Annotated in this window: 6 protein-coding genes; 2 read left to right on the forward strand and 4 right to left on the reverse strand. The window is 73.2% G+C overall.

The genetic code is table 11. The features are described from left to right. The first annotated feature begins 68 nt into the window (after window positions 1–68). Both ABZ948_RS15975 and ABZ948_RS15980 read left to right on the forward strand, forming a co-directional pair. The gene (locus ABZ948_RS15975) at window positions 69–7,085 is read left to right on the forward strand and encodes a DEAD/DEAH box helicase (protein WP_359759903.1); all 7,017 of its coding nucleotides are present in this window, start codon (window positions 69–71) and stop codon (window positions 7,083–7,085) included. Beyond that, window positions 7,082–9,511: a UvrD-helicase domain-containing protein gene (locus tag ABZ948_RS15980; RefSeq protein WP_359759905.1), complete on the forward strand. Its 2,430-nt coding sequence runs from the start codon at window positions 7,082–7,084 to the stop codon at window positions 9,509–9,511. The genes ABZ948_RS15975 and ABZ948_RS15980 overlap by 4 nt, the downstream gene beginning before the upstream one ends. Before the next feature lie 385 nt (window positions 9,512–9,896). Here the strand turns inward: ABZ948_RS15980 and ABZ948_RS15985 are convergent, their stop codons facing one another. The 4 genes from ABZ948_RS15985 to ABZ948_RS16000 all read right to left on the reverse strand — a co-directional run bounded on the left by ABZ948_RS15985 (window position 9,897) and on the right by ABZ948_RS16000 (window position 25,999). Further along, window positions 9,897–12,350 (reverse strand): ATP-binding SpoIIE family protein phosphatase, encoded by a 2,454-nt coding sequence (locus ABZ948_RS15985; protein ID WP_359760025.1) that lies wholly within the window; start codon window positions 12,348–12,350, stop codon window positions 9,897–9,899. Between the two features lie 128 nt (window positions 12,351–12,478). Further along, on the reverse strand, window positions 12,479–13,444 hold the full coding sequence (locus ABZ948_RS15990) for a glycoside hydrolase family 6 protein (RefSeq protein WP_359759907.1): 966 nt from the start codon (window positions 13,442–13,444) through the stop codon (window positions 12,479–12,481). Between the two features lie 308 nt (window positions 13,445–13,752). Then, window positions 13,753–24,696 (reverse strand): non-ribosomal peptide synthetase/type I polyketide synthase, encoded by a 10,944-nt coding sequence (locus ABZ948_RS15995; protein WP_359759909.1) that lies wholly within the window; start codon window positions 24,694–24,696, stop codon window positions 13,753–13,755. Continuing rightward, entirely contained in the window at window positions 24,656–25,999 is a 1,344-nt protein-coding gene (locus ABZ948_RS16000; protein ID WP_435857513.1) for an MFS transporter, read from the reverse strand. The genes ABZ948_RS15995 and ABZ948_RS16000 overlap by 41 nt, the downstream gene beginning before the upstream one ends. Window positions 26,000–26,044: the final 45 nt, after the last annotated feature.

Here is a 26,044-nt window from a genome sequence, read left to right on the forward strand (position 1 = left end):
GAGTGGAGCGTGATCAGTCCAGGCGGTGACGGGTGCCGGGACACGGGAGACGGGGGCCAGGGCGCGTCATGAGACCCACACTTGCCGCGCGGACGCTGCGCGACACCACGGTCGAGTATCTGACGACGACCTTCGCCCTGGCCGAACCGGACACCCAGGACGCCCTGGAGGACTTCCTCACCGACCCGGTCGACGGCCTCTTCCGGGGCCCCTACCTTCGCATCCGGCGCCCCTTCCGGCCGGCGGCCGGCGGCTGGGAACGCCACCTGGACTGGTTCCCGGCGCGCTTCCGGCCCTACGCGCACCAGGCGGAGTCGTTCGCCCGGCTGACCAGCAAGGGTGGGCACCGGCCCGAGCCGACCCTCGTGACGACCGGCACCGGCTCCGGCAAGACGGAGTCCTTCCTCATCCCCGTGCTCGACCACTGCCGCCGCGCGCGGGAGGCCGGGAAGGCGGGCATCAAGGCCGTACTGCTGTATCCGATGAACGCCCTGGCCGGTGACCAGGCCGGTCGCCTCGGCGACCTGTTCGAGCGCGACAAGCGCCTCGACAACGTCACGGCGGGGCTGTACATCGGCGAGGCCTCGGCCGCGCGCGGGTCCGAGCCGCCGTACGGGCGCGTGATGGTGGACCGGGCCGAGATTCGCCGCAACCCGCCGGACATCCTGATCACCAACTACAAGATGCTGGACCTGCTGCTCCAGCGGCAGCAGGACGCCTCCCTGTGGCGGGACGCGGACCTGGCGTATGTCGTGATCGACGAGTTCCACACCTTCGACGGCGCCCAGGGCACCGACGTGGCGATGCTGCTGCGCCGCCTCGCGGCCGTGGTCGGGGCCGCCGGGAAGGGACGGCCGCTCGGGTCGATCTGTCCGGTGGCGACCTCCGCGACCCTCGGGTCCGGCGGCGGGGCGGGCGGGGCGCGGGCCATGCTGGACGTGGCCTCGCAGGTGTTCGGCGTACGGTTCCCGGACGACGCGGTGGTGGGGGAGGACCGGCGGGACATAGACGAGTTCCTCTCACCCGTCGACCACTCGCTGCCCCTGCCGTCCCCCGAGGAACTGGCCGGCCTCCCGGACCCGGTGCGCACACCCGGCGGCATGGACACCGTGGCACGCGCCACCGTGGGGTGCGACACGGCCGACCCCCGCGAGCTGGGGCGGCGGCTGCTCGCCCACCCCCTCACGCGTGCACTGCTGCACACCAAGGACGCCCCGCTGACGGCCCTGGAGGTGCTGGAAGGGTTCGACGCCACGTCGGCCTGGCGCGCCGCCGCCGCACAGGACCCGGAGAAGGCCGCCGCCGCTCTGGCGCGGTTCGTGGCGCTGATCTCCGTGGCTCGCGATCCCGACGCGCCCGCCGACGAGGAACGGCCGCTGCTGCTCGTGGAGACACATCTGTGGCTGCGGGCGCTGTCGCGGGTGCTGCGGTTCGTCAGCCCGGAACCGGTGTTCTCCTGGTCGGACGCCGACCAGGCCGCCCTCGCCGAGCAGAACCGTGCCGATGCCGACCGGCAAGCGGTGACGGTGGCCGCGCAGGTGGAGCGGCGGCGGAAGGCGCGCGCCTCGGGGCGGCTGCCGGCGGCCTACTGCCGACACTGCGGGCGCTCGGGATGGTCCGCGATATGCCCCGACCGCAATCCGCAGAACCTGGTGCACGCCCCGGACGAGATCTACCGGGCCAGCGTGACGGGCGGAGCCGCCAAGGGCCGGGTGCGGGCGATGATCGCGGCCACCCCGGCCGAGGCCGCCGAACAGGCCCGCGCCACACTCGCGCGCCGCGCCCAGCGCGGCCGGCGGGGCGCCGCGCACGACGCGACCCTGATGGTCCTGGAGGACAACGGCACGGCACTGCGCAGACTGGACCCGGACGAAGTCCTCCGTGCCGACGGCGGGGTCTCTCCCGCCCCCGACAACGGCGTCTACGTCTGGACCTGGTTCGAGAACCAGGAGCGCGGCGACTACTCCAAGCAGGACCGCTGCCCCGCCTGCGGACAGGCCCAGGGCATCCGCTTCCTCGGTGCCGGTGTCGCCCCGCTCGCCTCGGTCGTGGTCACCCAGCTCTTCACCGGCGGCGAACTCCCGGCCGAGGACGAGGAGAAGCGGGACCGCCGCAAGACGCTGATCTTCAACGACTCGGTGCAGGACGCGGCGCACCGCGCCGGCTTCGTGGCCAGCCGCGCCTGGAAATTCTCGCTCCGCTCGCTGATCCACGAGCAGCTGTCCGAGCGCGTCCGCACAGACCCCGCCTACGCGGCCGACGGCGTCCCGCTCAACGAACTGATCGCCTCCCTCGTGAGCCGGGCCGCCGTACAGGAGAAGCGGGTCCTCGCCTCCGTCGTCCCGCCCGACCTGCACGACGTGGCCCAGGTAAAGCGCCTGCTCGAAGGCCGCAAGCGCATCCCGGAGTCGACTTGGGAGCTCGTCGGCCAGCGCCTTGCGTTCAACACGCTGCTGGAGTTCGGCCTGCACTCCCGCCTCGGCCGCACCCTCGAACTGACCCGCACGGTCGCGGCCGAGGTGCATCTGCCCGAGCCCGAGAAAGCGGCTCAGACTGCCGAGGCTCTGTTCGGCTTCCATCAGGGGCAGCTCTTGCCCGTTGCCGCCGGTGCGGCGAGCGGACCCCCCGCACCGGGAGACCCCGAACGGCTCCGCTACTTCGAGGGCTACGTCCGCGGACTCCTCGAACACATCCGTCAGATCGGCGGCATCCACCACACCTGGCTGGACAACTTCATCGACGAGGAAGGCCGAACCCGCTACCCGGTCTGGACAGGCCGTCCCACCGGTATGCCCGCCTTCGGCCGCAACTCCGAAGCGCCGGCGTTCGTGCTGGTCGGCGCCCGCAGCGGAAGCACGGACTTCGAGCGGGTGGACACCCGGGACAGCTGGTACGTCGACTTCACCCAGCGCTGCCTGGGGCTGGACCGGCAGACCGCGGGGGAGTACCTGGCCGCGCTGTTCGAGCAGCTGGCCCACGACGACATCGGCGCACTGGCCCGGCGGCGGACCAACACCGCCGACAAGCAGCAGGGCCACGGGGTGTACGGGCTCACACCGGGCCATGTACGCGTACGCCCGCTGGACGACGAACAGACCCCGCTCGCCGTGCTCACGTGCCGGGAGTGCGGCTGGACGCAGACCGTGCCGCCGGAGCGCGCCGAGGTGTGGCAGGGCACGCGCTGCCCGCTCAAGCGCTGCGAGGGAGCCCTCACCCGGCCGTCCGCCGACGTCGGCGGACGCGCGGCCCGCGACCCCCGCTCCAACTACTACCGGCGTCTGTACCGGGAGGCCAAGCCGTACAGCGTGGTCGCCGCCGAACACACCGGTGTCCTCAAGCGCAAGGAGCGCGAGGATGTGGAGAAAGGTTTCCGACGCGGCGTCAAGCATACCGACCCCAACGTCCTGTCCTGCACTCCGACCCTTGAACTGGGCATCGACATCGGCCAGTTGGAGTCGGTCATCCTGGCCTCGCTGCCACCGTCCACGGCCGGCTACGTCCAGCGGGTCGGCCGCGCCGGCCGCGCCACCGGCAACGCCTTCACGGTGTCGCTCGCCGACACCAGCCCCCGCGCGCTGTACCACCTCGCCGAACCACGCCACCTGATCGCGGGCCCGATCCTGCCGCCCGGCTGCTTCCTGTCGGCGGGTGAGCTGCTGTGCCGTCAGTACACGGCGTTCCTGATCGACCGCGCGGCCCGGGGTGCCCTGGAGGGTGTCATTCCGCTGCCGGACCGGGTGACCCAGCTCGTCGGCCGTTCGGGCTGGCTGAAGCAGTTCGGCAAGGCGACGGTCGGCCGCCTGGACCTCGCGGACGAATTCCTGCGCCTGTTCCCCGAGATCGAGGGCGTTCCCGGATCCGGTGCCTCCAGCGATGCCCGCAAGGTGCTGCGTCGGTTCGCCGCGGAGAAACTGGGCCAGGAGCTGGACGCGGCCGAGCGCGCCTGGCAGGCCGAGCGTGCCGAACTCGTCCGGCGCAAGGACATGATCAACGATGCGGCGGACGCGCTCCAGGAATCCGTGGACGACGAGGCCCGTGAGAAGCGCACCCTGATCCGGGAGGCGACCGGCGTCAGCAAGCGGCTCCAGGAAATGGCCCAGGCCGACGCCCAGGGCTTCCTCGTCGAGCACGGGCTGCTGCCCAACTACAGCCTCGTCGAGGACGGCGTACGGCTGGAGGCGATGCTCACCTTCAAGGAGCCCGTCCGCAAGGCCCGCACGGCTGACGGGAAGCCGGGCGCCGAGGGCGCGCCCAGGACCAAGTGGAGCAGCGAACCGCGTGTCTACGACCGGCCCGCCGAGGCCGCGCTCACCGAACTCGCCCCGGGCAACGCCTACTACGTACGCGGCTACCGGCACGTCGTCGACGGCTTCGACCTCGGCCCCACCCGGAAGGGCTCACCGGCAGGCATGCCGGTCGGACTGCGCACCTGGCGGATCTGCCGGGAGTGCGGCCACGTCCGCACCGGTGAACGGGCCGAGCAGGACACCTCGCCCTGCCCGCGCTGTGGCGGCCACGGCATCGGCGGACGCAGCGCCGTCTTCCAGGTGGTCGTGCCGCGCAAGGTGACCGCCCACGACAAGCGGGACGACGCCCGGATCGTCGACGACCACGAGAACCGGGTCCGGACCACCTACACCACCGTCACCGCCGTCGACGTCGACCGGCAGAACATCAAGGAGACCTGGCGGCACAAGAACAGGACCTTCGGGGTGGACCACGTCCGTGAGGCGGTCATCCGACGCTTCAACCTCGGCAAGGCCCGGCACGGCCGCCCCAAGGACACCTACTTCGCGGGCACCGAGGTGGCCACCCCCACCGGGTTCACCGTGTGCCCGCGGTGCGGCGGCGCCACCGACCGGGAGCCCGGTCACAGCCCCACCCAGGACTCGCTCAGCCAGTCCCTGCTCGGCCGCCCCGAGCTCGCACACCACCGGCCGTGGTGCCCCACCCGCCGCCGCGACAAGCAAGCCACACCCGAGGACGTGCAGGTGGTCACCGCCACCGAGCACCGCACGGAGGCGCTGCGCATCCTGCTCCCCGCCGCCACCCTGAACGTGCCCGAACGCCTCGCCTCCTTCTCCGCCGCGCTCCACCTGGGCCTCGCCCGGCGCTACGGCGGCGACCCCGCCCACATCCGCTCCGCCCCCGCCACCGAGCCGGACCGGGACAGCGACCTCACCCGCAACTACCTGGTGCTGTACGACGCGCTGCCTGGCGGGACCGGATACCTCCAGCGTCTGGTGGAGCGTGACGGCGAGGAGTTCCGGGCCGTGCTCGCCGAGGCCCAGGACGCGCTGCGGGTCTGCCCCTGCAAGGACACCCAGGGGCGCCGCGCCTGCCACCTCTGCCTCCTCGGCTACGCCCCGGAACGGGACTACAAGGACCTCGACCGGCAGGAAGCCCTGTGGATGCTCGACGATCTGCTGGGCGCCGACGGGCACAGCGGATGGGACTTCCGCAAGGAGTCGGCAGACGCCGAGATCCGGTTCGCCGCTCAGGCGGAGAGCGACCTCGAGCGCCGTTTCATCGAGGCCCTGGACCGCTGGCTCGCCGTCCCTGAGAACGGTGCTCCCGCGGACCACGAAGAGACCACCACCGGCAGGCAGGGCAAGCAGTTCACCCTCACCCGGCCCGGCGGCGGCCGAGTCCGCTGGGAGGTCGTGGCCCAGAAGGACCTGCACGGCTACCGCACTCGCCCCGACCTCCTCTTCCGCCCGGTCACCGGGGACACCACGAGCGACGGCGCGCCCCCCATGCCGATCGCCGTCTACCTCGACGGCTACCGCTGGCACGCCTCCTCCCGCACCAACCGGATCGCGGCCGACGCCGCCAAGCGTGCCCTGCTGCGCGCCGACGGCATCCTCGTCTGGCAGATCAGCTGGGACGACGTGGTGGCCTGGGAGAAGGCCCTGAGGGCTCCGCAGGACGAGCCGGCCGAGGACGTGGACGAGCCTCGCGATCCGCTCGCTCCCGTTGTCGCCGGCCCTGAGGCCGACGCGGCCTGGCCGCCGTACGACGTGACCTCCCCCGCGGGACCGGGGGCCATGGTGCGCAAGCAGTGGGCGAACGCACGACGGGATCCCTCGGAGGCCGACGCCCTCCTCTACGGCGGAGCGATCCCCTCCCTGCTGGGTTTCCTGCGCGACCCCCGGCTGAACAAGTGGCAGCAACTCGCCCAGCTCGCGGTGAGCGCGCCCGCCTTCCTCCGCAGGAACGACCTGGTCGACGCCGACGCGGTCACCGCGACCGGGTGGATCGAGGCCGCCGTTCGTGACGAGCCCGCCCCGGCCGTCACGGGACAAGGGCTCAAGCTGCTCTCGTTCCAGGACGGTTCAGGGCTGCCCCTCGTCCTCGCCGGAGCCCAGCGCGCCGACGCCAAGGCGCTGCGCTGGAGCGCTCTCGCCGTGCTCGACGATCGGCCCGAAGCGGTCGAAGGCGACCGGCCCGACCACAGGCGCCGTTGGAAGGCCTGGCTGAGCTGGGGGAACATCATCCAGTTCCTCGACCCCACTGGCGCGGGTCAGGCCGACGGACTCGCCCTCGCCCGCTCCACGCTCGACACCTTCGACGCCTCTCTGCTCGCCGCCACCGCCGGATCGGGTACGGGCCTTCTGGCCGCGCTGCGCGACGATGCATCGGGCACCGGACTCGCCTTGCCTGAGGCCCTCGACGAGGCCGAGGACCGCCTGCAGGGCGTCAACCCGACGGAACCCGAGGAGCAGCCGGAAACGGGGACTCCGGAAGCGGCCGAGGTCATGACTCCAGTGGAGCGATCCGCCTGGCAATTGGTCGTCGCAGAGCTGTCCAAGTGGGGAGATCCCGAGGTCGCGGCGCTCGCCGAGCATCTGTCGGCCCGTGAAGACGTGCCGGCAGGCAAGGCGGGCTGGGATGTCGACGGCGTTTCCCGCACCATCGAACTCGCCTGGCCTGCCCATAAGATCGGCATCGTCCTCGGGGAGGACGCCGAGGACACGGAGTACATGGCCCAGTGTGCGTCAGCCGACTGGCACGTACGCGCGCCGGGTGACTGGGACGTGGAGGAACTCGCCCGGCTGCTGGGCGAGAAGGGGGGCGCGCAATGAGCTACGCGGCGGGTCGGCCGGGGGGCCGGGCCAGGACGCGGGTGCAGGTGGGGCTCCAGGCCCACGAGGACATCCGGCGCAGGGGCGGTGCCGTGGGGGACGCGGTCGCGACCTTCGTCCACCGGTTGCGGGCCGACCGGAACAACCGGGCCCTGCGCCGGACCTTCCTGAGGGCCGCGGGCACCAACGGAGACCTCTACCTGGCACACGCCGACACCTGCATGGTCCTGCTCCTGTCGACCGACGGCGAGGACGAGATGCGGGTCCTCGCCGTGCGTGACGGCACCCAGGCCGGTGCCGAACTCGCCCGGCTCACCGTGGAGATCAACCCCGTGTCGGGCGCGATCGAGGTGGTCGACCAGAGCGAGGTCAGCGCCCAGGTCGTCGCCCTGCCGGGCCGCACGGAACCCACCACGGACGACGCTCCACGCGACGGGGCGGTGAGGGCGGACGCCGCACCGGACACGCCTCGCACCGAAGCCGCCGCACCGGTACCGACCCCCACGAGCAGCCTCCTCACCCCGCTCTTCGCCCGTTACGACGACGAGCTCCTCCTCGACCTCGGAGTCGTCCGCTCTCTCCTGCCGGCCCTGCGGAAGGTCTGCACCGACGGGCAGTTCGAAGCACTGCTCGTCCACAACCTTCCGGAACTCACGCGGGACGTCCTCCTCGCACTGCGCGACCGCGTGGATCCGAAGGAAGTGCGGCAGTACATCACGGAGAAGTGGCGTGCGGAGGAGGACGTCAATCCCCGTGACTTCTCCCGTGCGGCCCAGCGTGCCGTGTCCCAGGCCGAGACCGATGACGACGCCGTACTCGGCGCGCTCGGCAAGAGTTTCGACGCCTGGAGGCTGTTCCTCCACCCCGAGCAGAAGCGCCTGGCCACCGGTGACTTCAAGGGCTCGGCGAAAGTTACGGGCGGTCCGGGCACCGGCAAGACGGTCGTGGCCCTCCACCGGGTGCGCCACCTGGTCGACAGGCTGCCGCCCGGCCACTCCCATGCGGTTCTGCTCACCACGTACAACACCAACCTCGCGCTGGATCTCAAGGAACGGCTGCGTCAGCTGGGCGGCGACGAACTTCTGGCCCGCGTCGATGTCAAGTCGGTCGACGTACTCGCCCGCGAGATCGTCCAGGAAACCCGGGTGGAGCTGGGCCGGCCGATCGACGACAACGCGGCCATGAACCTGTGGCACACCGTGATCACCGAGACGAACAGCTTCCAGTACGACGCCGACTTCCTGGACACAGAGTTCAAGCATGTGATCGTCGCGGGCGGATGCGGCTCGTGGGAGACCTACCGACGCGTCACCCGCTCGGGGCGCCCACGCGTCACGACCGCCCAGCGCCACGAGATCTGGCAGCTCGTGCTCGCCTACAAGGCCCACTTGGAGTCCCCGCCGCGGCAGACGACGTACGCGCTGATCGCCGAGGAGGCGGCCACCATCGAACAGCGCCGGATGGCCCGCGTCGAGGAACAGGCCCGCTACAAGGAGGAAGTGGGGGGCCGCGACCTGGTCCATCGGGAGGCGGGCAGCGGCATGTGGCTCAAGCCGCGCTACCAGCACATCGTCGTCGACGAGGCACAGGACCTGTCTGCCTCGCACTGGCGCATGCTGCGTGCCATGGTCCGCAAGGGGCCGAACGACATCTTCCTCGTCGGCGACGCCCACCAGCGTATCTACGGCAATCAGGTCGTGCTCGGCCGCCAGGGCATCGAGGTCCGCGGCCGCGCCTCACGGCGTCTCACCCTCAACTACCGCACCACCCGTCAGATCCTGGGCAGCGCGAACCGTCTGATCGAGGGTGCCTCTTTCGACGACCTCGACGCGGGCACCGACACACTCGACGGCTACCGATCCGTCCTCACCGGACTGGCCCCACAGTTCTGGCGGGCCCCAGACCGGCTCACCGAGATGAGGGCGGTGGCGACCCTCATCCAGGAGCGCCACGACGCCTATGGCACGCCGTACTCCGCGATGGCCGTGAGCGTGCCCGATGGGAGCTCTGCTCAGGAGTTCGCCAACGTTCTGGCCCGCAAACCCTTCAGCATCCCGGTGGTCGAGTTGAGGCAGGAGGGAGTTCGCGCCGACCTGGACGCCGTACGCATCGGGACCATGCACCGTTTCAAAGGCCTGGAGTTCCAGCGCGTCTTCCTCACCTCCATCGGCGAGGGCCAGGTACCGCATCAACGCATCGAGCAGTATCGGCTCGCGAACCCGGACCGCTACCGCCAGGAGGAACAGCGCGCCCGTTCACTCGTGTTCGTCGCCGCCACCCGCGCACGTGACGAGCTGATCGTCACATGGAGCGGCCAGGCCAGCCGCTTCCTTCCCGAGGACGCCGACGAAACCGCCCACCGAGCCACCGACCTGCTGAGGCACGACGGCCCGCCGTCCGGTTCGTCGAGATCTGCCGCCGCCTGACGGTAGCGGTGATCGTCCTGTGGGCAGGGCTGACCTGGGCCGCCCCGCTCGACGGCATTTCAGCGAACTTCCCATCGCGGCTCGACCGAGACCGATTTCGAGCACCGTCAGTGGAGTCCTGACTCGTCCGACACCGCCCCGACCTCGGCCGACTCGGAGCCAAACAGAGAGCGATTGCCTCTGACTGGCTCCGAGCAGCGCCCGATCGCCCTCGGGTCGAATCGGGGTCGAATCAGAGCGGTTTCCTCTGACTGCCTCCGGTCGCCTCTGCAACCCGCCCTAGCAGGTCACAGCCGGTTCGCTCCCACAAAGTCGCAGGTCAGAAAGGTGCTCCAGGAATACCCGGCGTACAGCCCGACTCGTCTGCCGCTCCGCGGCCTGGATGTCAGTGCGGCGCGCCCCCCGGGAGGGGCTGTGCGCACCAGATCGTCTTGCCGTTGGTGGTGTGGCGGGTGCCCCAGCCCTGGGTGAGTTGGGCGACCAGCAGCAGGCCCCGGCCGCCCTCGTCGAAGGCGCGGGCCCGGCGCAGGTGCGGAGCGGTGTTGCTGGCGTCGGTGACCTCGCAGATCAGGGAGCTGTCGCGGATCAGCCGCAGCCTGATCGGCGGCTCGCCGTATCTGATGGCGTTGGTGACCAGCTCGCTGACGACCAGCTCGGTGACGAAGGACGCCTCCTCCAGGCCCCAGGCGTCCACCTGGTCGACGGCGAACTTCCTGGCGTGCGGCACCTGCGCGGCGTCGGGCTCGACGTCCCAGTCGGCGACGTGGTGGGGATCCAGCGCGTGCGTGCGAGCGAGCAGCAGGGCGGCGTCGTCGGTGCGGCGATCGGGGAGCATGGCGTCCGTCACCGTGTCGCACAGGGCCTCCAGTGAGGGGGCCGAGTGGTTCAGCACCCGTTGCAGTTCGGCGATCCGCTCGTCGATGTCGTGCTCGCGGTCCTCCAGCAGCCCGTCGGTGAAGAGGGCGAGCAGGCTGCCCTCCGGGAGTTCCGACTCGGTGGACTCGAACGGCAGGCCGCCGATGCCCAGCGGCGGTCCGGGGTGTGCGGTCACCGGGACCCTGGTGCCGTCCGGGTGGATGATCAGCGGCAAGGGGTGGCCCGCGCTCGCCAGCGTGAAGCGCCGGGAGACCGGGTCGTAGACGGTGTACAGGCAGCTGGCCCCGGACTCGCCGGTCTGCCGGAAGTGGTCCGCGGGCCGGAGGTCGCTGGCGAGGTGGAGGACCAGGTCGTCCAGGTGGGTCAGCAGCTCGTCCGGCGGCAGGTCGACGTCGGCGAGGGTGCGGACCGCCGTACGCAGCCGGCCCATGCTGGCCGAGGCGTGCAGGCCGTGTCCGACGACGTCACCGACGACCAGGGCGACCCGGGCGCCGGACAGCGGAATGACGTCGAACCAGTCACCGCCCACTTCCGTGCCGGTCCCGCCGGGCAGGTAGCGGGACGCCACCTCGACCGCCTCCTGGTTCGGCAGCCCCTGCGGCAGCAGGCTGCGCTGCAGGGTCAGCGCGGTCGTGCGCTCGCGCGCGTACCGGCGGGCGTTGTCGATGGCGACCGCTGCCTTGGCGGCCAGCTCCTCGGCGAGGATCAGATCGTCTGCGGTGAAGGCCTCGGGCCGGTCCAAGCGGGAGAAGGTGACGACGCCGAGCAGCGCGCCGCGGGCCCGGAGCGGCACGGTGATCCGGCCGGTCAGCCCGTCCGCGGCGAGGGACTCGTCGATCAACGGGTTGCCCGGCGGCCAGTGGGCCGGGTCGGCGGCGAGCCCCGGACCGAACGCCCACTCGCCGCCCTGGCCGGGGTCGGCGGCGAGCTCCACCGTGGACCTGCCGGTGGTCATGCAGCGGGCGGCGACGGACCCGGGAGCGTGGCCGACCTGTGTGCCGGGCCCGGGAGCCGAGTCGGTGTCCTCCTTCGCGCTGTGCCGGGCGGCACGGCTTAGCGTGATCGTCTCGCCGGGGGCGAACGAGGACGCGGAGGGTGGTTCCTCTCCGCGCAGCACCTCGTCGAACAGATCCACGCTGACGAGGTCGGCGAATCCCGGCACCGGGGTGCCGGCCAGTTCGTGCGCGGTGCCGATCACGTCGAGTGTCCGGCCGATGCCGCCGCCGGCCTCGTTCAGCATGAGCAGCCGCTGCCGCGCCCAGTACTCGGCGCTCATGTCGAATCCCCAGTTGGCGATCGCGCGGACCCTGCCCTCGGCGTCCCGCACGGGCCAGATGCTGGTGGCCCAGGCGTTGGCGTAGTCGCTGCCGCGGGGGCGGAAGACGGTGATGAGACGCGCGGGCTCGCCCGTCCTCGCCACTTCGGCGAGCTTGTCGGTGTAGGGCTTGTCGTCGCGTTCGGGGAACAGCGTGCGGTCGAATTCGGGCAGCACCTCGCGGTACTTCTTGCCGAGCACCTGCTCCTCGGAGTGCGCTATCACCCGGCCCGAGGAGGCGTTGATCCACAGGAACCGCAGCTCAGGGTCGTACACGCCCAGAGCGAAGGGGCACTGCTCGAAGGCCCGGTCGGCGATCACGGGGCGGCGTCCCCAGCGCTGCACGGTCACCACGTGCCCCAGTGCCCGCCCGTCGGGGCCCGACAGCGGGTGCGCCGCCACCACGGCGTCCACCGTGGAACCGTCCCGGTGGCGCAGGGAGACGAACCCCGTGGGGTCGGGGCCGGCGCCGTACCCCTCGGGGAAGCCGGGCGGCGGGGGATCGACCAGCAGCTCGGCCACCGGGCGGCCGACGATCTCCTCCGCCGGCCAGCCCAGCAGCAGCCGGCCCCCCTCACTCCAGCCGCTCACCACGCCGTCCGGGGCCACCACGACCACGGCAGTGGGGGAGTCCTGCTTGCCGGCCATCTCCACGCGCCACGCCTCCGTCCGGACGGCCGTGCCCCTCGGGGCTGGTTTCCAGCGGCTGCTTCCAGCGTAGAGCCGCCCCCGCTCCCCGGCGCCCCGGCCGGCGCGTGGCTGGAGGAGTCCCCCGATCAGTAGCCGTAGATCATCTTGTAGGCGACCTCCGGGAGGAACTGCCCGGCCGAGGAGCCGGCTCCGACGCCGCAGTTGCCGTCGGACTCGCCCGGGACCTTGACCCACAGGAGCATCTCGGCGCCTCCGCCCAGCTGGGTGGGGGTGCCGATACGGCGGCCCGCAGGGTTGCACCACTGGCCGTTGGCGCCGTTGCCGTTGCGGCTGGTGTCCACGACGAACGGCTTGGTGTAGCCGTACCGGGCGCTGAGTTCCCTGTTCACGGCGGCGCCGTACGCGGTGTTCTCGGCCGTGGTCAGGTAGTTGGAGACGTTGAGCGAGAAACCGCGGGCCTGCCGGAGTCCGGCCCCGTGGAGGCGCTGGGCCATGGTCGCCGCGCTCGCCCAGGCCGGGTTGCCGGCGTCGAGGTAGACCCAGGTGTTCGGGGCCTGACGGTTGAACTCGGCGAGCGCGCCGGTGAGCATGCCCCTGCGTTCGTCGATCTGGGCCTGGGTCATGCAGCCGTAGTCCCCGAGGGAGTCCGGTTCGAGGACGACGACGGCCGGGCGGCCCGCGATCCCGCCCGCGAACTGGGCGATCCAGTTCGCGTAGGCGGACGGCGAGGACGCTCCGCCCGCCGAGTGCCCGCCGCAGTAGTCGCGGTTGTAGATGTTGTAGGCGACGAGGACGGGCAGCTTGTCCCGGGCGTCCGCGGCGCCCACGTACGCGCCCGTGGCGGTGCCGATGGTGCCGCTCCAGGAGCCGAACCAGCGGGCCGTCGGGGTGTTGGCGATGGAGGCGTTGATCGCGGGCGCCCGGCCGTCGCCGGGGTTGGCGGCGACCCACCGCTTCGCACTGGAGTCGGGGTCCGCGTAGAACCCGTTGGTCATGGTCGTCGGGTCGGCCGCGTGGGCGGACGGGGCGGCGGTGAACAGGAGCGGCAGCGAGGAGAGTGCCGCCGCCAGGGCGAGAAGTCTGCGGCGCATGACGGGTACCTCGGCTTTCTGACAGGGGTGCGTACGAAAGGTCGGTGATGAGCGGGTGAGGGAGCGCTCCCATCGGAAGCGCTCCGCGCGCACGGTCGGTCAGCTGGCCTGGTGGGGGGGTGATGGGTCCATGACACATCAGGGCGTTCGAGTGCCCGGGCAACCTGGATGATAGGAGGCCCGGGGTACCCGTCAATACCTCTCGCATTATTCGGTCTGACCCTCGAAACATTCGAAGGCGCCCGCAACCGCGCCAGCCGGTAGGCGCGCCCTCAGTCGCGCCTACCGGCTGGGGGCCACAACCGCGCCTATCGGCTGGGGGAGGCCGTCACCTCCCTCAGCAGCTGGGTGAAGGACCGGCCCCACGCCTCGATCGTCTCCGCCCCGAACAGGTCCGTCGAGTACTCGAACGTCACCGTGATCGTGTCCGCCTCGGGGGCGATCACCACGTAGAGCTCGTTGCGGGACACGCCCTCGGCGGGGAGGGCCGTGATGGTCGTTCGGACGTCGTGGAGGTTCAGGGACGGGGGCTCCGTGGTGACGACCGTGAACAGGACCGTCGGGAACAGGGACTCCGCCAGGTCGGGCGCGACCAGGGAGACCACGTCCGTCAGGGGGAGTTCCTGGTGGTCCAGGGCCGTGAAGAGGGTGGTGCTCAGTTGGGTGACGAGGTCGGGGAAGGAGCCGGCCTCGGACAGGCGGGCGCGCAGCAGGACCGCGTCGCCCAGGATGCCGACGATGTCCTCGCGGTCGCGGCGGACGCGGTTCGCGCTGGAGGCGGCCAGGACGATGTCGTCCCGGTCGCCGCACAGGGTGCCCAGCCAGGTCGCGAACGTGGCCGCCAGGATCGTGTAGGCCGTGGTGCCCAGGCGGGTCGCCGTGTCCGTCAGGCGGGCGGCGGTGCCGTCGTCGACGGTCCAGGTGTGCAGGGCGCCCCGGCCGGACAGGGTGCGGGGGCGGGGGTGGTCGTAGGGGAGGGGCGGGCGCAGGGGGATGCCCTCCAGTTCCGTGCGCCAGAAGTGGTCCAGGGCTTTCCTGCGGTCGTCCGGGAGGTTGTGTTCCGCCCGGGCGAAGTCGGTGAAATGGGCGGTGGGGGCGGGTAGTTGCGGAGCGGCGCCGGTTCGGTGCGCGTGGTACAGGTCCGCCAGGTCGTGCCTGATGATGCCCAGGGACCAGCCGTCGCAGACCGCGTGGTGGAAGACCGTGACCAGGACCCAGCGGTCCCGTGCGACGCGGGCCAGACCGAAGCGGAACAGGGGCGGCTGGTCCATCGTGAAGGGGACGGACACCTGCTCGCGGCACCAGCGGTCCACCGCCTCCTCCATGTCACCGGCGTGCGCGCGCAGGTCGCTGAGCGGCAGGGACACGGGGACGTCGGACAGCACCTCGACCTCGTACCGTCCGTCCTGCCGGCGCACCGGCCTGCCGCGCAACGCGTGATGGCGGGCCACCAGATCCGTCAGGGCCCGGTGCAGCGCGCCGGGGTCCAGGTCGCCGTGCAGGTCCACGCGGTGGGCGATGTTGTAGACGCTCGGGTCGGCGAGCGCGTGGTGGCGGCGCCACAGGCGGCGCAGGGTCGACGGCATCGGGACGGTGTCCACGACCCGGGCGCGGTTCGCGATGCCCCGGATCGTCGGGTCCAGGAAGAACTCGGCCATCGTCAGGTCGACGCCCGCCGCCTCCCGCATCCGGTTCAGCAGCCGGATCGCACTGAGCGAGTGGCCGCCGAGTTCGAAGAACGGTGTCGTGACCGGGACCGGCCGGGTGTCCAGTTCCTCGCACCACAGCTCGTGCAGCACCTTCTCCAGGTCCGTCGCCGGCTCCGAGCGCGAGGGCTCCGCCGCGTCGTCCGAGTCGTCCGTGTCGTCCCCGGGGGCCGGCAGGGCCGCGCGGTCCAGCTTGCCGGAGGCGTTCACCGGGAGGCGGTCCAGGAGCACCCAGCGGCGGGGGACCAGGTGGTCGGGGAGCCGGGCCGCCAGCGCGGTGCGGACAGCGGGCCCGGACGTCCCTTCGTCCGGGACCACGTACGCCACCAGCTCGGTGTCGCCGTGGCGGTCGCGGCGCGGGAGCACCGCCGCGTCCCGGACGGCCGGCAGTGCCGTCAACGCCGCCTGGACCTCGCCCGGTTCCACCCGGTGGCCGCGGATCTTGACCTGGTCGTCGGCCCGGCCCCGGTACTCCAGGGTGCCGTCCGTACGCCAGCGGCCCAGGTCGCCCGTGCGGTACAGCCGACCGCCCTCGCCGTCGTCGAGGAACGCGGCGGCCGTCTCGGCGGGGCGGTCGTGGTAGCCGTACGCCACCGGCACGCCGCTCACGTGGATCTCGCCGACCGCTCCGAGCGGCACCGGCCGGCCCGTGCCGTCCAGAAGCAGGATCCGGGCTCCCGGCACCGGTGTGCCGATCGGGGGCCACTCCTCACCGGCCGGATCGACGCGGTGCGACGTGACGATGATCGACGTCTCCGTGGGGCCGTACTGGTTGTGGAGGGCGCACTGCGGGTGCGTGCCGAGGAAGCGGCGGAAGGCCGGCGTGAGCCGCAGCGCCTCGCCCGCCGAGAACAGCTCGCGCAGGGACGGCAGTTGGGGGGTCGTCTCCATCAGGTACTTCAGCGGGGTGCAGGGCATGAAGAGGCGCTGCACCTCGTGGCGGCGCACCGCCTCGGCCACCGCAGCCGGATCGTGCCGTACGGCGTCGTCGACGAGGACGAGCGCCGCCCCCGACGCGAGCGTCGTGAAGATCTCCTGGACGCTCACGTCGAACGCCGGTGACGTCCACTGGAGTGTGCGGAGCGCCGGGTGCCGGGTCAGGTGGTGCCGGACCAGGTTCGCGGGGCCCCGGTGGGGTACGACGACGCCCTTCGGGCGGCCGGTCGAGCCCGAGGTGTGGATGCAGTAGGCCGGGTCCTCGGGCCCGGCGCCGTCCGCGAGCGGGGTCGACGGGAGGGTGTCGTCCGCCGACTCCACGAGCTGGACGGGGAGTTCGAGGTCCGGGCGGGCCGTCGCCTCGGAGGTGAGGAGGAGCACCGGTTCCGTGTCGGCGAGGAGCAGGGCCAGGCGCGGGGCGGGCAGGGACGGGTCGAGCGGGACGTAGGCCGCTCCCGTCTTGAGGACCGCCAGCAGAGCCATGATCAGCCGCGGGCCGCGGGGCAGCAGGACCGCCACGCGCTGTCCCCGTCGCGCGCCGCGGGTGCGGAGCAGGTGGGCCAGGCGGTTGGCCGCCGCGTCCAACTCGGCGTAGGACATGCGGCCTTCGTCGTCGAGGAGCGCCACGGCGTCCGGTGTGCGGCGCGCCTGCTGCTCGAACAGGCCGTGCAGGGTGCCGGGGGCGGCCGGGCCGGTGTCCGCCTCGGTGTCCGTCCCCGTGTCCGCCCCGGTGTCCGTCCACGTGTCCGTCCCCGTGTCCGCCTCGGTGTCCGTCCCCTCTCCGGTGCGCTCCAGGCGGGCCAGCGCGGTGCGGTCGGCCGCCGTGAGGGCGGTCAGAGCCGCGAGCGGCGCGTCCGGCGTGTCCAGCGTCCGGCGCAGCACCTGCTCGACGTAGTCCACGAAACGGCGCACCGTGACCTCGTCGAACAGGGCCGTGTCGTACTCGACCATGAAGCGGACGCCGCCCGGGTGGCGGGTGAGGTAGACGCTGAGGTCGAACGGGGCGCGGTCGCTCGGGACGTCGAGCAGGGTGGCGGTGAGGCGGGGCGGGTCGAACTCCGCCCCGCCCTCGTTCTCGTACTCCACCATCACCTGGAACAGCGGGTTGCGGCCGGGGTCGCGGCGCGGGTTGAGGGCGCTGACCAGCTCGTCGAAGGGGACGCCGCTGTGTTCGAAGGCCGCGGTGCTGCTCGCGCGGACCCGGCCCAGCAGGGTCGCGAAGTCCGGGTCGCCGGTGAGGTCCAGGCGCAGCGGGACCGTGTCGAGGAAGAGACCGACGTGGTCCTCGGCGCCGGTGGGGCGGGACGCCACCGCCGTGCCGATCACCACGTCCCGCTGCCCGCTGAACCGGCCGAGGACCGCGCCGATCGCGCCGGTCAGCGTCATGAAGAGGGTGGCGCGCTGCCCGGCCGCCCATGTCTGCAGGCGGCCGGTCAGGTCGGCGTCGAGGGCGTGGGTGAGGCTCGCGCCCGCTCCCGTCCTGACCGGGGGACGGGGGCGGTCGGTGGGCAGGTTCAGTTCCGGTGTGCCGGCGAGGTGCTGCCGCCAGAAGTCCAGGGACGCGGGGTCCGGCGGGCCGGCCGCCGGCAGCTCGGGCAGCGGCCGCGGTTCGGGACCTCCGCCCCGCCGGGCGCGGTAGTACGCGGCGAGGTCGCGGGCCAGCACGGCGGTGGAGGAGGAGTCGAAGACGATGTGGTGGGCCAGGAGGAAGAGCAGGTGGCGGTCGGGGGACAGGCGCAGCAGCCGGGCCGCGACCAGGGGGCCCGCGGACAGATCGAGTCCGTGGTCCGCCGCGAGCACCGTCCGCAGGGCCGCCTCCTCCGTCGCACCCGTGTGGTCCTCCACGGGGCAGTCCAGCGGCATGCGGTCGCGTATCTCCTGGTAGGGGACACCGTCCGTGTCGCCGAACACCGTGCGCAGCGCCGGGTGCCGGTCGGCGACCCGGTCCAGTGCCCAGCGCAGGGCCGGGACGTCCAGCGGGCCGTCCAGGCGGATCGCCTTGGGCTCGTGGTACATGGCGGTGCCCGGGTGCAGTTGCTCCAGGAACCAGATGCGGCGCTGGGCGGGGGTGAGGGGCGCCCGGCGGGGTGCCGACGGTGCCGGAGCCATCGTCCGGGGAGTGCCCGGGGTGCTGCCCGCGGGCCCCGAAGACGCCGGTGCCGCCCTGCGGACCCGGTCCAGGACCGGCAGCGCCGCCAGGACCTTCTCCTTCGGCACGCCGAAGTCCACGAAGCAGGCGATCTCGTCCGCTCCCGCGGCCAGCAGACGCCGTACGGTCTCCCCGGCGGTCTGCTCGTCGCCGATCAGGGCGCGGGAGTCGCAGTAGCGTTCGTAGGCCCGCCCGAGGAGGAACTCCACGTCCTCCTCCGGGGTGTTCTCCAGGTCCACCCGGAAGCCGAGACTGTTGGTGACCTGGTCGAAGAGGGAGAGCGAGGAACGCAGGTACGACAGGAACGGCCGGTACGCCTCGGCCCGCGCCCGCTCCGCGTCCTCCTCCAGGTAGGTGTGCACGAGCACCACCACCCGCCCGGCCGCCGGGTCGAGACCGTGCTCGGCACGGCAGCGCCGGTACAGCGCGATGTTCTCGGCCAGTTGCTCCACCGTCTGCGTCATCAGGTTGGTGACCACGCCGAGGTCCTCGGCGGCCGCCCGGCGGTAGCTGTCCGGGTTCCCGACGACGGCCACGTACATCGGGGGGCTGTCCTGGACGGGGCGGGGGTGCAGGCTGATCTCGACGGGGGTGCCGTCGCCCGCCGTGGTCTTCAGCGGCTCGCCCGACCAGAGCTGCCGTACGGTCTTCAGCTGCTCGTACATCACCTCGCGGTGGCGGCCGAAGTTCTGCGGGGCGAGCGCGAAGTCGGTGGCGTGCCAGCCGCTCGCGAAGCACAGGCCCGTCCGGCCGCCGGAGATGTTGTCGACGACCGACCACTCCTCGGCGACCCGGGCGGGATGGTGCAGCGGCAGGACGACGGACCCGGCGTGCAGCCGGACCCGGCTGGTCCGGCCGGCCAGGGCCGCGGCCAGGACGGAGGGGTTGGGGAACAGCGCCCCGAAGGAGTTGAAGTGCCGCTCGGGGAACCACAGGGCGTGGAAGCCGTGCCGGTCGGCGAAGTCGGCGGCGGCCATGATCAGGCCGTATTTGTCCTGGTCGCCGTCCTGGGGGTAGTCGCCGAAGAAGTAGAGGCTGAAGTCGGTGTTTCCGGCCGGCGCCGGTGACGTGGAGGGGGCGGGCGCGGTGCTGACGGCCGGGGTGGTGTCGACGGCTGGGGTGGTGTCGACGGCCGAGGTGGTGCTGAGGGCGGTGGGCTCGGTCCGTGGCGTCGCGGTGGCGGCGGTCGTGGCGAGGACGTCGAGCTGGCGGGAGATCATCTCGCCGACCTGTTCGACCAGTTGTCCTGCCAGGTGCAGCTGCTGTCCGAAGAGGGCGGTCAGGCCTTCGGCGGGGCTTCCGGCGGGGTCGGCGGGGCCTGCGGCGGTTTCGGCGGTCTCCTGCGCGGCAGGGCGCGCCACTGATTGCCGAACCACCGGCTCAGCGAGCGCCGTTCCCGCTCCCTGAACCACCGTGGCCGAGGCGCTCCCCACCGGCCGTCCGTCCCCCCGCAGCTCCCCGACCCGTTCGGCCAGCCTCCGCGGCGTGTCCGCCGTGTCGAAGACCTCCCGGACCGGGACCCGGACGCCGTACCGCTGCTCCAGTTCCGTCGTCATGCTCATCAGGGACAGCGAGTCGGCGCCCAGTTCGAAGAACGAGCTGTCCGGTGCGACCTCGGCGAGCGCGCGGCCGAGCTTCTCCGCCGTCAGTTCCCGGACGGTCGTGAGGACGTCGAGAAGCGCACCGTCCATGGGAACCTCCAGCCGCTCTGGAGCCGCGACCGGCACGGCCGCCACGTCAGGAGCCGCGACCGCCACGGCCGCCTCGTCAGAAGCCGCGACCGCCACAGCGCCCTCGTACCGCACCGTGCGCCGTCGCAGCGGATGCCCCGGGAGCGGGATCCGGCCCCCGTCCGTGACGAGCGCCGGCCAGTCCAGGTCGGCGCCCCTGCGGTACAGCGAGCCGAGCGCCGTCAGGAAGCCGTGTGCCTGCTCGGCGGCCCCGTCCCCGTCGCCCTGCCCGCTCAGCCAGCGGCTGTCGGGTACGCAGTGCCGGCCGAGGCCGGTGAGTGTGCGCCCGGCGCCGAGCTCGACGAAGTCGCGGCAGCCCTGCTCGACCGCCGCCGCCATGGCGAGGTCGAAGCGGACCGGCTGCCGGGCCTGGCGGCAGAGGTGGTCGGCGTCGGCCGTCCAGCCCGGCCGGCGCAGCTCACCGTCGGCCGTGGTCACCAGCGGGGTGTGCAGCGGGCGGTACGTCACCTCGCGCGCCCGGGCGCGGAACTCGTCCAGGGCGTTGTCGACGTCCGCGGAGTGGAACGCCCGGTCGACCGGCAGCGCACGCCACCGCAGGCCCTCCTGGTCGAGCAGCCGCGCCGCCTCCTTGAGGGCCTCGGGCGAGCCGGAGAGCACCTGGGCCCGGGGGCCGTTGACCGCGCCGAGTTCCGCGCCGCAGGCCGAGGCGACGCGCTCGGCGGTGGCCCGGTCGGCCCGGACGGCGAGCATGCCCCCGGCCGGGCAGCGGAGCTGCATCAGACGCCCGCGCCAGGCGGTGAGGCGCAGCCCGTCCTCCAGGGTCAGGGCGCCCGCCGCGTACAGGGCGGCGTACTCGCCGACGCTGTGGCCGAACAGCAGCCGGGGCCGTATCCCGGCCGCCCGCCAGGCGTCGGCCAGCGCCGCCTGATGGGCGAAGAGGGCGGCCTGCGCGGTCTCGGTGGGCCAGGTCCCGTCCGCCGTGGGGGAACCGGCCGGACCGGGAGCGGCCAGCAGCGTGGCGAGCAGGCCGCCGCCGAACTCGTCGGCGTGGAGCGCCTCGCACCGGTCGAGCGTGGCCCGGGCGGCGGGGCTCACGGCGTACAGGCCGCTCGCCATGCCGGGGCGGGCGGTGCCCTGGCCCGTGCAGGCGAAGGCGACCGGGCCGACGGGGGCCGGCGTGACGCGTGCCGCCGCGGCCGGCTCGGCGTGCCGGTGTTCCTCCAGCGCGCGGGCGAGGTCGCCGGCCGTGCGGCCCGCCACGGCGAGGCGTGCCGGGCGGTGCGGCCGGCCGAGGGCCAGGGTGGCGGCCACGTCGGCGGCGGGGAGGTCCGGGCGGGCCAGGAACCGGTCGCGGAGCGCTGCCGTCAGCTCGTCCAGGGCCTCGGTGTCGCGGGCCGACACGGGGACGAGGACGGGCAGTTCGGGCACCGGGCGGGGACGTGCGGGCGGGGCCTCCTCCAGGACCACGTGGGCGTTGGTGCCGCCGACGCCGAGCGCGCTCACGCCGGCCCGGCGGGGCACGCCGTCCGGCACCGGCCACGGCCGCAGCTCCGTGGCGAGCGTCAACCCGCTGTCGTGCAGGGGAAGTTCGGGGTTGGGCCGGATCAGGTGCGGTGTCGGTACCAGGGTGCGGTGGCGCAGCATCAGGACCGTCTTGATGAGCCCGGCCATGCCCGCACAGCTGTCGAGGTGCCCGATGTTCGGCTTCACCGAGCCGACGGCACAGGAGCCGGTGCGGCCACCGCCGTCCGGGCGGAGCGCCCGCGCCAGTGCCGTGAGTTCGACCGGGTCGCCGAGCCGGGTTCCCGTGCCGTGTGCTTCCACGTAGGAGATCGTCTCCGGCGGTACGTCCGCCCTGCGCAGGGCCTGGCGCACGACGTCGGCCTGGCCCTCGACGCCGGGGGCGCTGAAGCCGACCTTGGCGGCGCCGTCGTTGTTGACCGCCGAGCCGAGGATCACCGCGTGCACGGTGTCGCCGTCGGCCAGCGCCCGGTCGAGGCGCTTGAGCAGCACGGCGGCCACGCCGTTGCCGCCGACGGTGCCGTCGGCCTCCCCGTCGAAGGCGCGGCACCGTCCGGTGGGCGAGAGGATCGATCCGGGGTGGCTGTGGTAGCCGGTCTCCTGCGGCAGGTGCACGGCGGCGGCGCCCGCCAGCGCCAGGTCCGCCTCACCCGTCAGCAGCGCCTGGGCCGCGAGGTGCACCGCGACCAGGGACGTCGAACAGGCCGTCTGCACGCCGATGGCCGGCCCGGTGAGGCCGAGCCGGTAGGCGACCCGGGTGGCGAGGAAGTCCGGCTCCTGCCCGATGGCCGACTGCATGCCGGCGGCCGGGTCCGCCGGGTCGTACGGCGAGCCGGTCGTGGACCGCTGGTGGTCGTAGAGGTTCATGCCCGATCCGGCGAACACCCCCACCCGGACGCCCGGGGCGGTCGCCGCGTGGCCGCCGTCCTCCAGGGCCTCGTGGCAGCACTCCAGGAACAGCCGGTGCGCGGGGTGCGTGAGCCCGGTCTCCTTGGGGCTCATGCCGAAGAAGTCCCCGTCGAACTCCTCGACGCCGTCGAGGACCCCGGCGACGGGCACGAGGCCGGGCGCGCGGCGCTGCTCCGGGGTGAGGCCCGCCGCCCGGAGCTCCCGCTCGCTGAACACCCGGACGCTGTCCACGCCGTCCCGCAGGTTCGCCCAGAACCCGTCCGCCGAGTCGGCGCCCGGGAAGCGCAGCGACAGTCCGATGACGGCCACGCGGCGGTCGGGGGAGCCGTCGTCGCTCCGCGTCCGCGGCACCGCTGCCGCCGCCGTGCCGCCCGCGAGGTGCGCGGCGAGCGCGGCGGCCGTCGGGTGCTCGAAGAACGCCGTCTGGGCGATCGGTGTCCCGAGGCGCTCGGACAGCCGGTTCCGTAACCGCACCACCAGCACGGACGTCAGGCCGAGTTCGTAGAACGGCACGTCCACGTCGACCGGGCGGCCCAGCACGGCGCCCAGTTCCTCCCGGACGGCACGTGTCACCGCGTCGGCGTCCCGGCCCGGCACGGCGCCCAGTTGCTCCTGGACGGCGTGTGTCATCGCGTCGGCGTCCCGGCCCAGCCGTTTGGGAAGCTCGGCGCGCCGCACCTTGCCGGCCGGCGTCCGGGGGAACTCGTCCTCCGGAACGGGCAGCACGTACGCGGCCGTCAGCCGGAGGCGGGTGAACAGCGCGGCCCTGACCTCCGCGGCGATCCGCCGGTCCTCGTCGGCGCCGCGGCTGACGAAGAACACGGCGAGTTCCTCCGTGCCCCGCTCGGCGTCCGGGATGCCGCAGGCGGCGACCTCGCCCTGCCGGACGCCGTCGACGGCGGTGGCGGTCTCCTCCACCTCGTGGCAGTAGACGTTGTGGCCGTTGAGGATGATGACGTCCTTGCGGCGGCCCGTGATGACGACCTGGTCCTCGTCGAGGAAGGCCAGGTCGCCCGTGTCCAGCCAGTCCCGTCCGGCCGGGTAGGCGGCGGCGTCCGCCTCCGGGTTGTTCACGTAGCCGGGGGTGAGCCGCGCGGGCGAGTGGACCTGGAGCCGGCCGATCCGGCCCGGCGGGGCGAGGTCGCCGCGGTCGTCGACGATGCGCAGGGTGACGCCGTGCGCGGGCGAGCCGGAGGCGACGAAGGTGACGCAGTCGGCGTCCGGGGCGTCCTCGGCGGCCCGGAGCAGCTCGCCGCCCAGGCTGCTCTTGAGCAGGCGGTGCACGGTGCCCGGCCGGTCCAGCCGGCCGTAGGTGACGGCCGTGACGGTCTCGGCCATGCCCCACACCGGGGCGATGTGCTCCTCGCGCACGCCGTACGGGGCCGTCGCGTCGAGGAAGCGGCGCAGCACCGGCAGCACCACCCGCTCGCCCCCGCACACCAGGGACTTCAGGCCGCTCAGGTCCCAGTGGCGGCCGGGCCGCTCGGCGAGCGCGTCGGCGACCAGCCGGTAGGCGAAGGTCGGGGCCCAGCCGTGCCGCGCCCGGTGTTCGTGGAGGAGGTCGAGCCAGCGCAGCGGGTCGGCGAGGACCCGGTCGGTGGGCGCGTGGACGTTGGTGCTGCCGGTGAAGACGGCGAGCAGGTGGTAGAGCAGGAAGGCGCCGCTGTGGTCGACGGGCAGCCAGTTGACCAGGGTGTCGTCCGGGCGGACGTCGAGGACGCGGCGGCTGCTCGCCGCGAAGTCCGCGAGCCCGGCGTGCGTCAGCCGCGCGGCCTTCGGGACGCCGGTGCTGCCGGACGACAGCATCAGCAGGGCCGTGTCGGACGGGTCCGGCTCGACGTGGTCGGCCGCGGGCGGCGCGTCCAGGCAGTCCCGGGCGAGGGCGACGCGCGGCGCGGGCGTGACACCGGCGAGCGCAGCCGCGCCGGGCGCGTCGGTCAGGACCAGCGGCCCGCCGAGTAACGCGGTGGCCTGCCGCAGGCGTTCGGAGGCGGGGGAGCCCGGCGCGGGATGCTCGGCGATGGCCACCGGGAGGGCGCCGCCGAGCACACAGGCCCAGAAGGCGGGGAAGAACTCGTCCAGGGGCAGCCCGCACAGCACCACCGGGTCGCCGCGCCGCACCCCGCGGGCGCGCAGACCGGTGAGCACGCGGCGGGCAGCGTCCAGCAGTTCGGGGTACGACCGTGAGCCGGTCGTGCCGTCGGCGGCGACGGTGACGACGGCCCCGCCGGGAGCCGACCGGGCGGCGCCCAGCAGCGCCCGTACGGCGTCCACCGGGTCGTCCTGCGTGCGCTCGGGCTCAGGACCCGTGCAGATGGCTTGCCCCCGTAGACGTTCCATGCGTGTCCTCTCCCGTTTCTCCGCTGGTGGACGAGCGATCCTCGGCCTTGCGCGTGTGGTGCCTTCGTGCGGTCTTGCGTGTGTGGTGCCTTAGTACGGCCTTGCCCGTGCGGTGCCTTCGTACGGTGAGCAGCAGAACCACCGCCCCGCACACCGCCGCCCCGTGGAAGGCCCCCACGACGGCCAGTGCGGGCAGGGCCTCGAGGGCGGCCGCCGCGGCCACCGTGCCCAGGGCGAACCCGGACTGCTCGGCGGTCGCGGACAGCCCGAAGAGCCGGCCGCGCTGCCGGTCGGGGGCCGCCTGGAGCCGCGAGGTGTAGACGATCTCGGTCCAGCCGTCCGCGAACCCCGCCGCCACGGCCGCCGCCATCAGGGCCGGGGCGGGCAGCCCGGTGAACGCCGCCACGAAGCAGAACGACATCGCGCAGGTGCCCGCGGCGAAGGCGCGCTCGCCCCAGGACGTGTCGCGCGACCGGCGCTTGAGGACCTGGTGGGCGAGCAGGGTGCCCACGGCCCACGCCGACCAGAACCGGGTCATGAACACGGCCGGTTCGGACGGCTCGGCCGCGTGGGCCGCCAGCGGCAGCGCCACGTTGTGCGACGCGGACGCCAGGGCGTCCAGGCCCCGCAGCGCGATCAGCCCGAGCAACGGCCCGGCGAGGCCCGCCACCCGGCGCCGCAGCCGCCCGCCGCGCACCGGTACAGGGTCGCTCCGCTCCCCGGCCGGCGGGTCGTCCTCACCGGTGGAGTCGGTGCGCGGCCGGAGCACCAGCACCGCGGCGCCGGACACCGCGAAGCTCGCCGCGTTGACGGCGAACGCGACGTCGAACCCGCCGAGGGCGATGACCGGCGCGGCCGAGGCGAAGCCCAGCACCGTGGCGACGGACCGGGCCGTGACGAGGACGCCGTTGGCCCGGGCCCGGTCGTCCTGCCCGACCATGACCGGGACCGCGCTGCGCAGGGCGACGTTGAAGAACGTGTTGCCCGCGCCCAGCACGACGACCGCGCCGAGCAGGACGACCAGCGGTGTGCCGGAGGACCAGAGCGCGAGCAGCACCATGGCGAACGTCTGGGCGAGGTCCGTGGCCACCATGACCGCGCGGCGCGTGAACCGGGCCGTCAGGGCTCCGGCGGCGAGCCCGGCCGTGACCCCGGACAGCAGCCGTACGGCCATGACCACGCCCACGCCCCAGGCGGTGCCGGTGACCTCGTACGAGAACAGGCTGAGCGCGATCAGGTTGAGATAGGTCCCGTAGGCCGACACGGCGTGCGCGACCACCAAGGACCGGAACCGCCAGTCCACCCCCGTCACCGGACTCCTCGACCTGTTGGGCCAGTGTCAGCCGCC

Source organism: Streptomyces olindensis (genome assembly GCF_040645895.1).
Lineage (GTDB): Bacteria > Actinomycetota > Actinomycetes > Streptomycetales > Streptomycetaceae > Streptomyces > Streptomyces olindensis.

What these genes read in the sequence shown, in the direction of transcription:
- ABZ948_RS15975 (WP_359759903.1), top strand. Translation starts at nt 69, where the DNA reads ATGAGACCCACACTTGCCGCGCGGACGCTGCGCGACACCACGGTCGAG.
- ABZ948_RS15980 (WP_359759905.1), top strand. Translation starts at nt 7,082, where the DNA reads ATGAGCTACGCGGCGGGTCGGCCGGGGGGCCGGGCCAGGACGCGGGTG.
- ABZ948_RS15985 (WP_359760025.1), bottom strand. Translation starts at nt 12,350, where the DNA reads ATGGCCGGCAAGCAGGACTCCCCCACTGCCGTGGTCGTGGTGGCCCCG.
- ABZ948_RS15990 (WP_359759907.1), bottom strand. Translation starts at nt 13,444, where the DNA reads ATGCGCCGCAGACTTCTCGCCCTGGCGGCGGCACTCTCCTCGCTGCCG.
- ABZ948_RS15995 (WP_359759909.1), bottom strand. Translation starts at nt 24,696, where the DNA reads ATGGAACGTCTACGGGGGCAAGCCATCTGCACGGGTCCTGAGCCCGAG.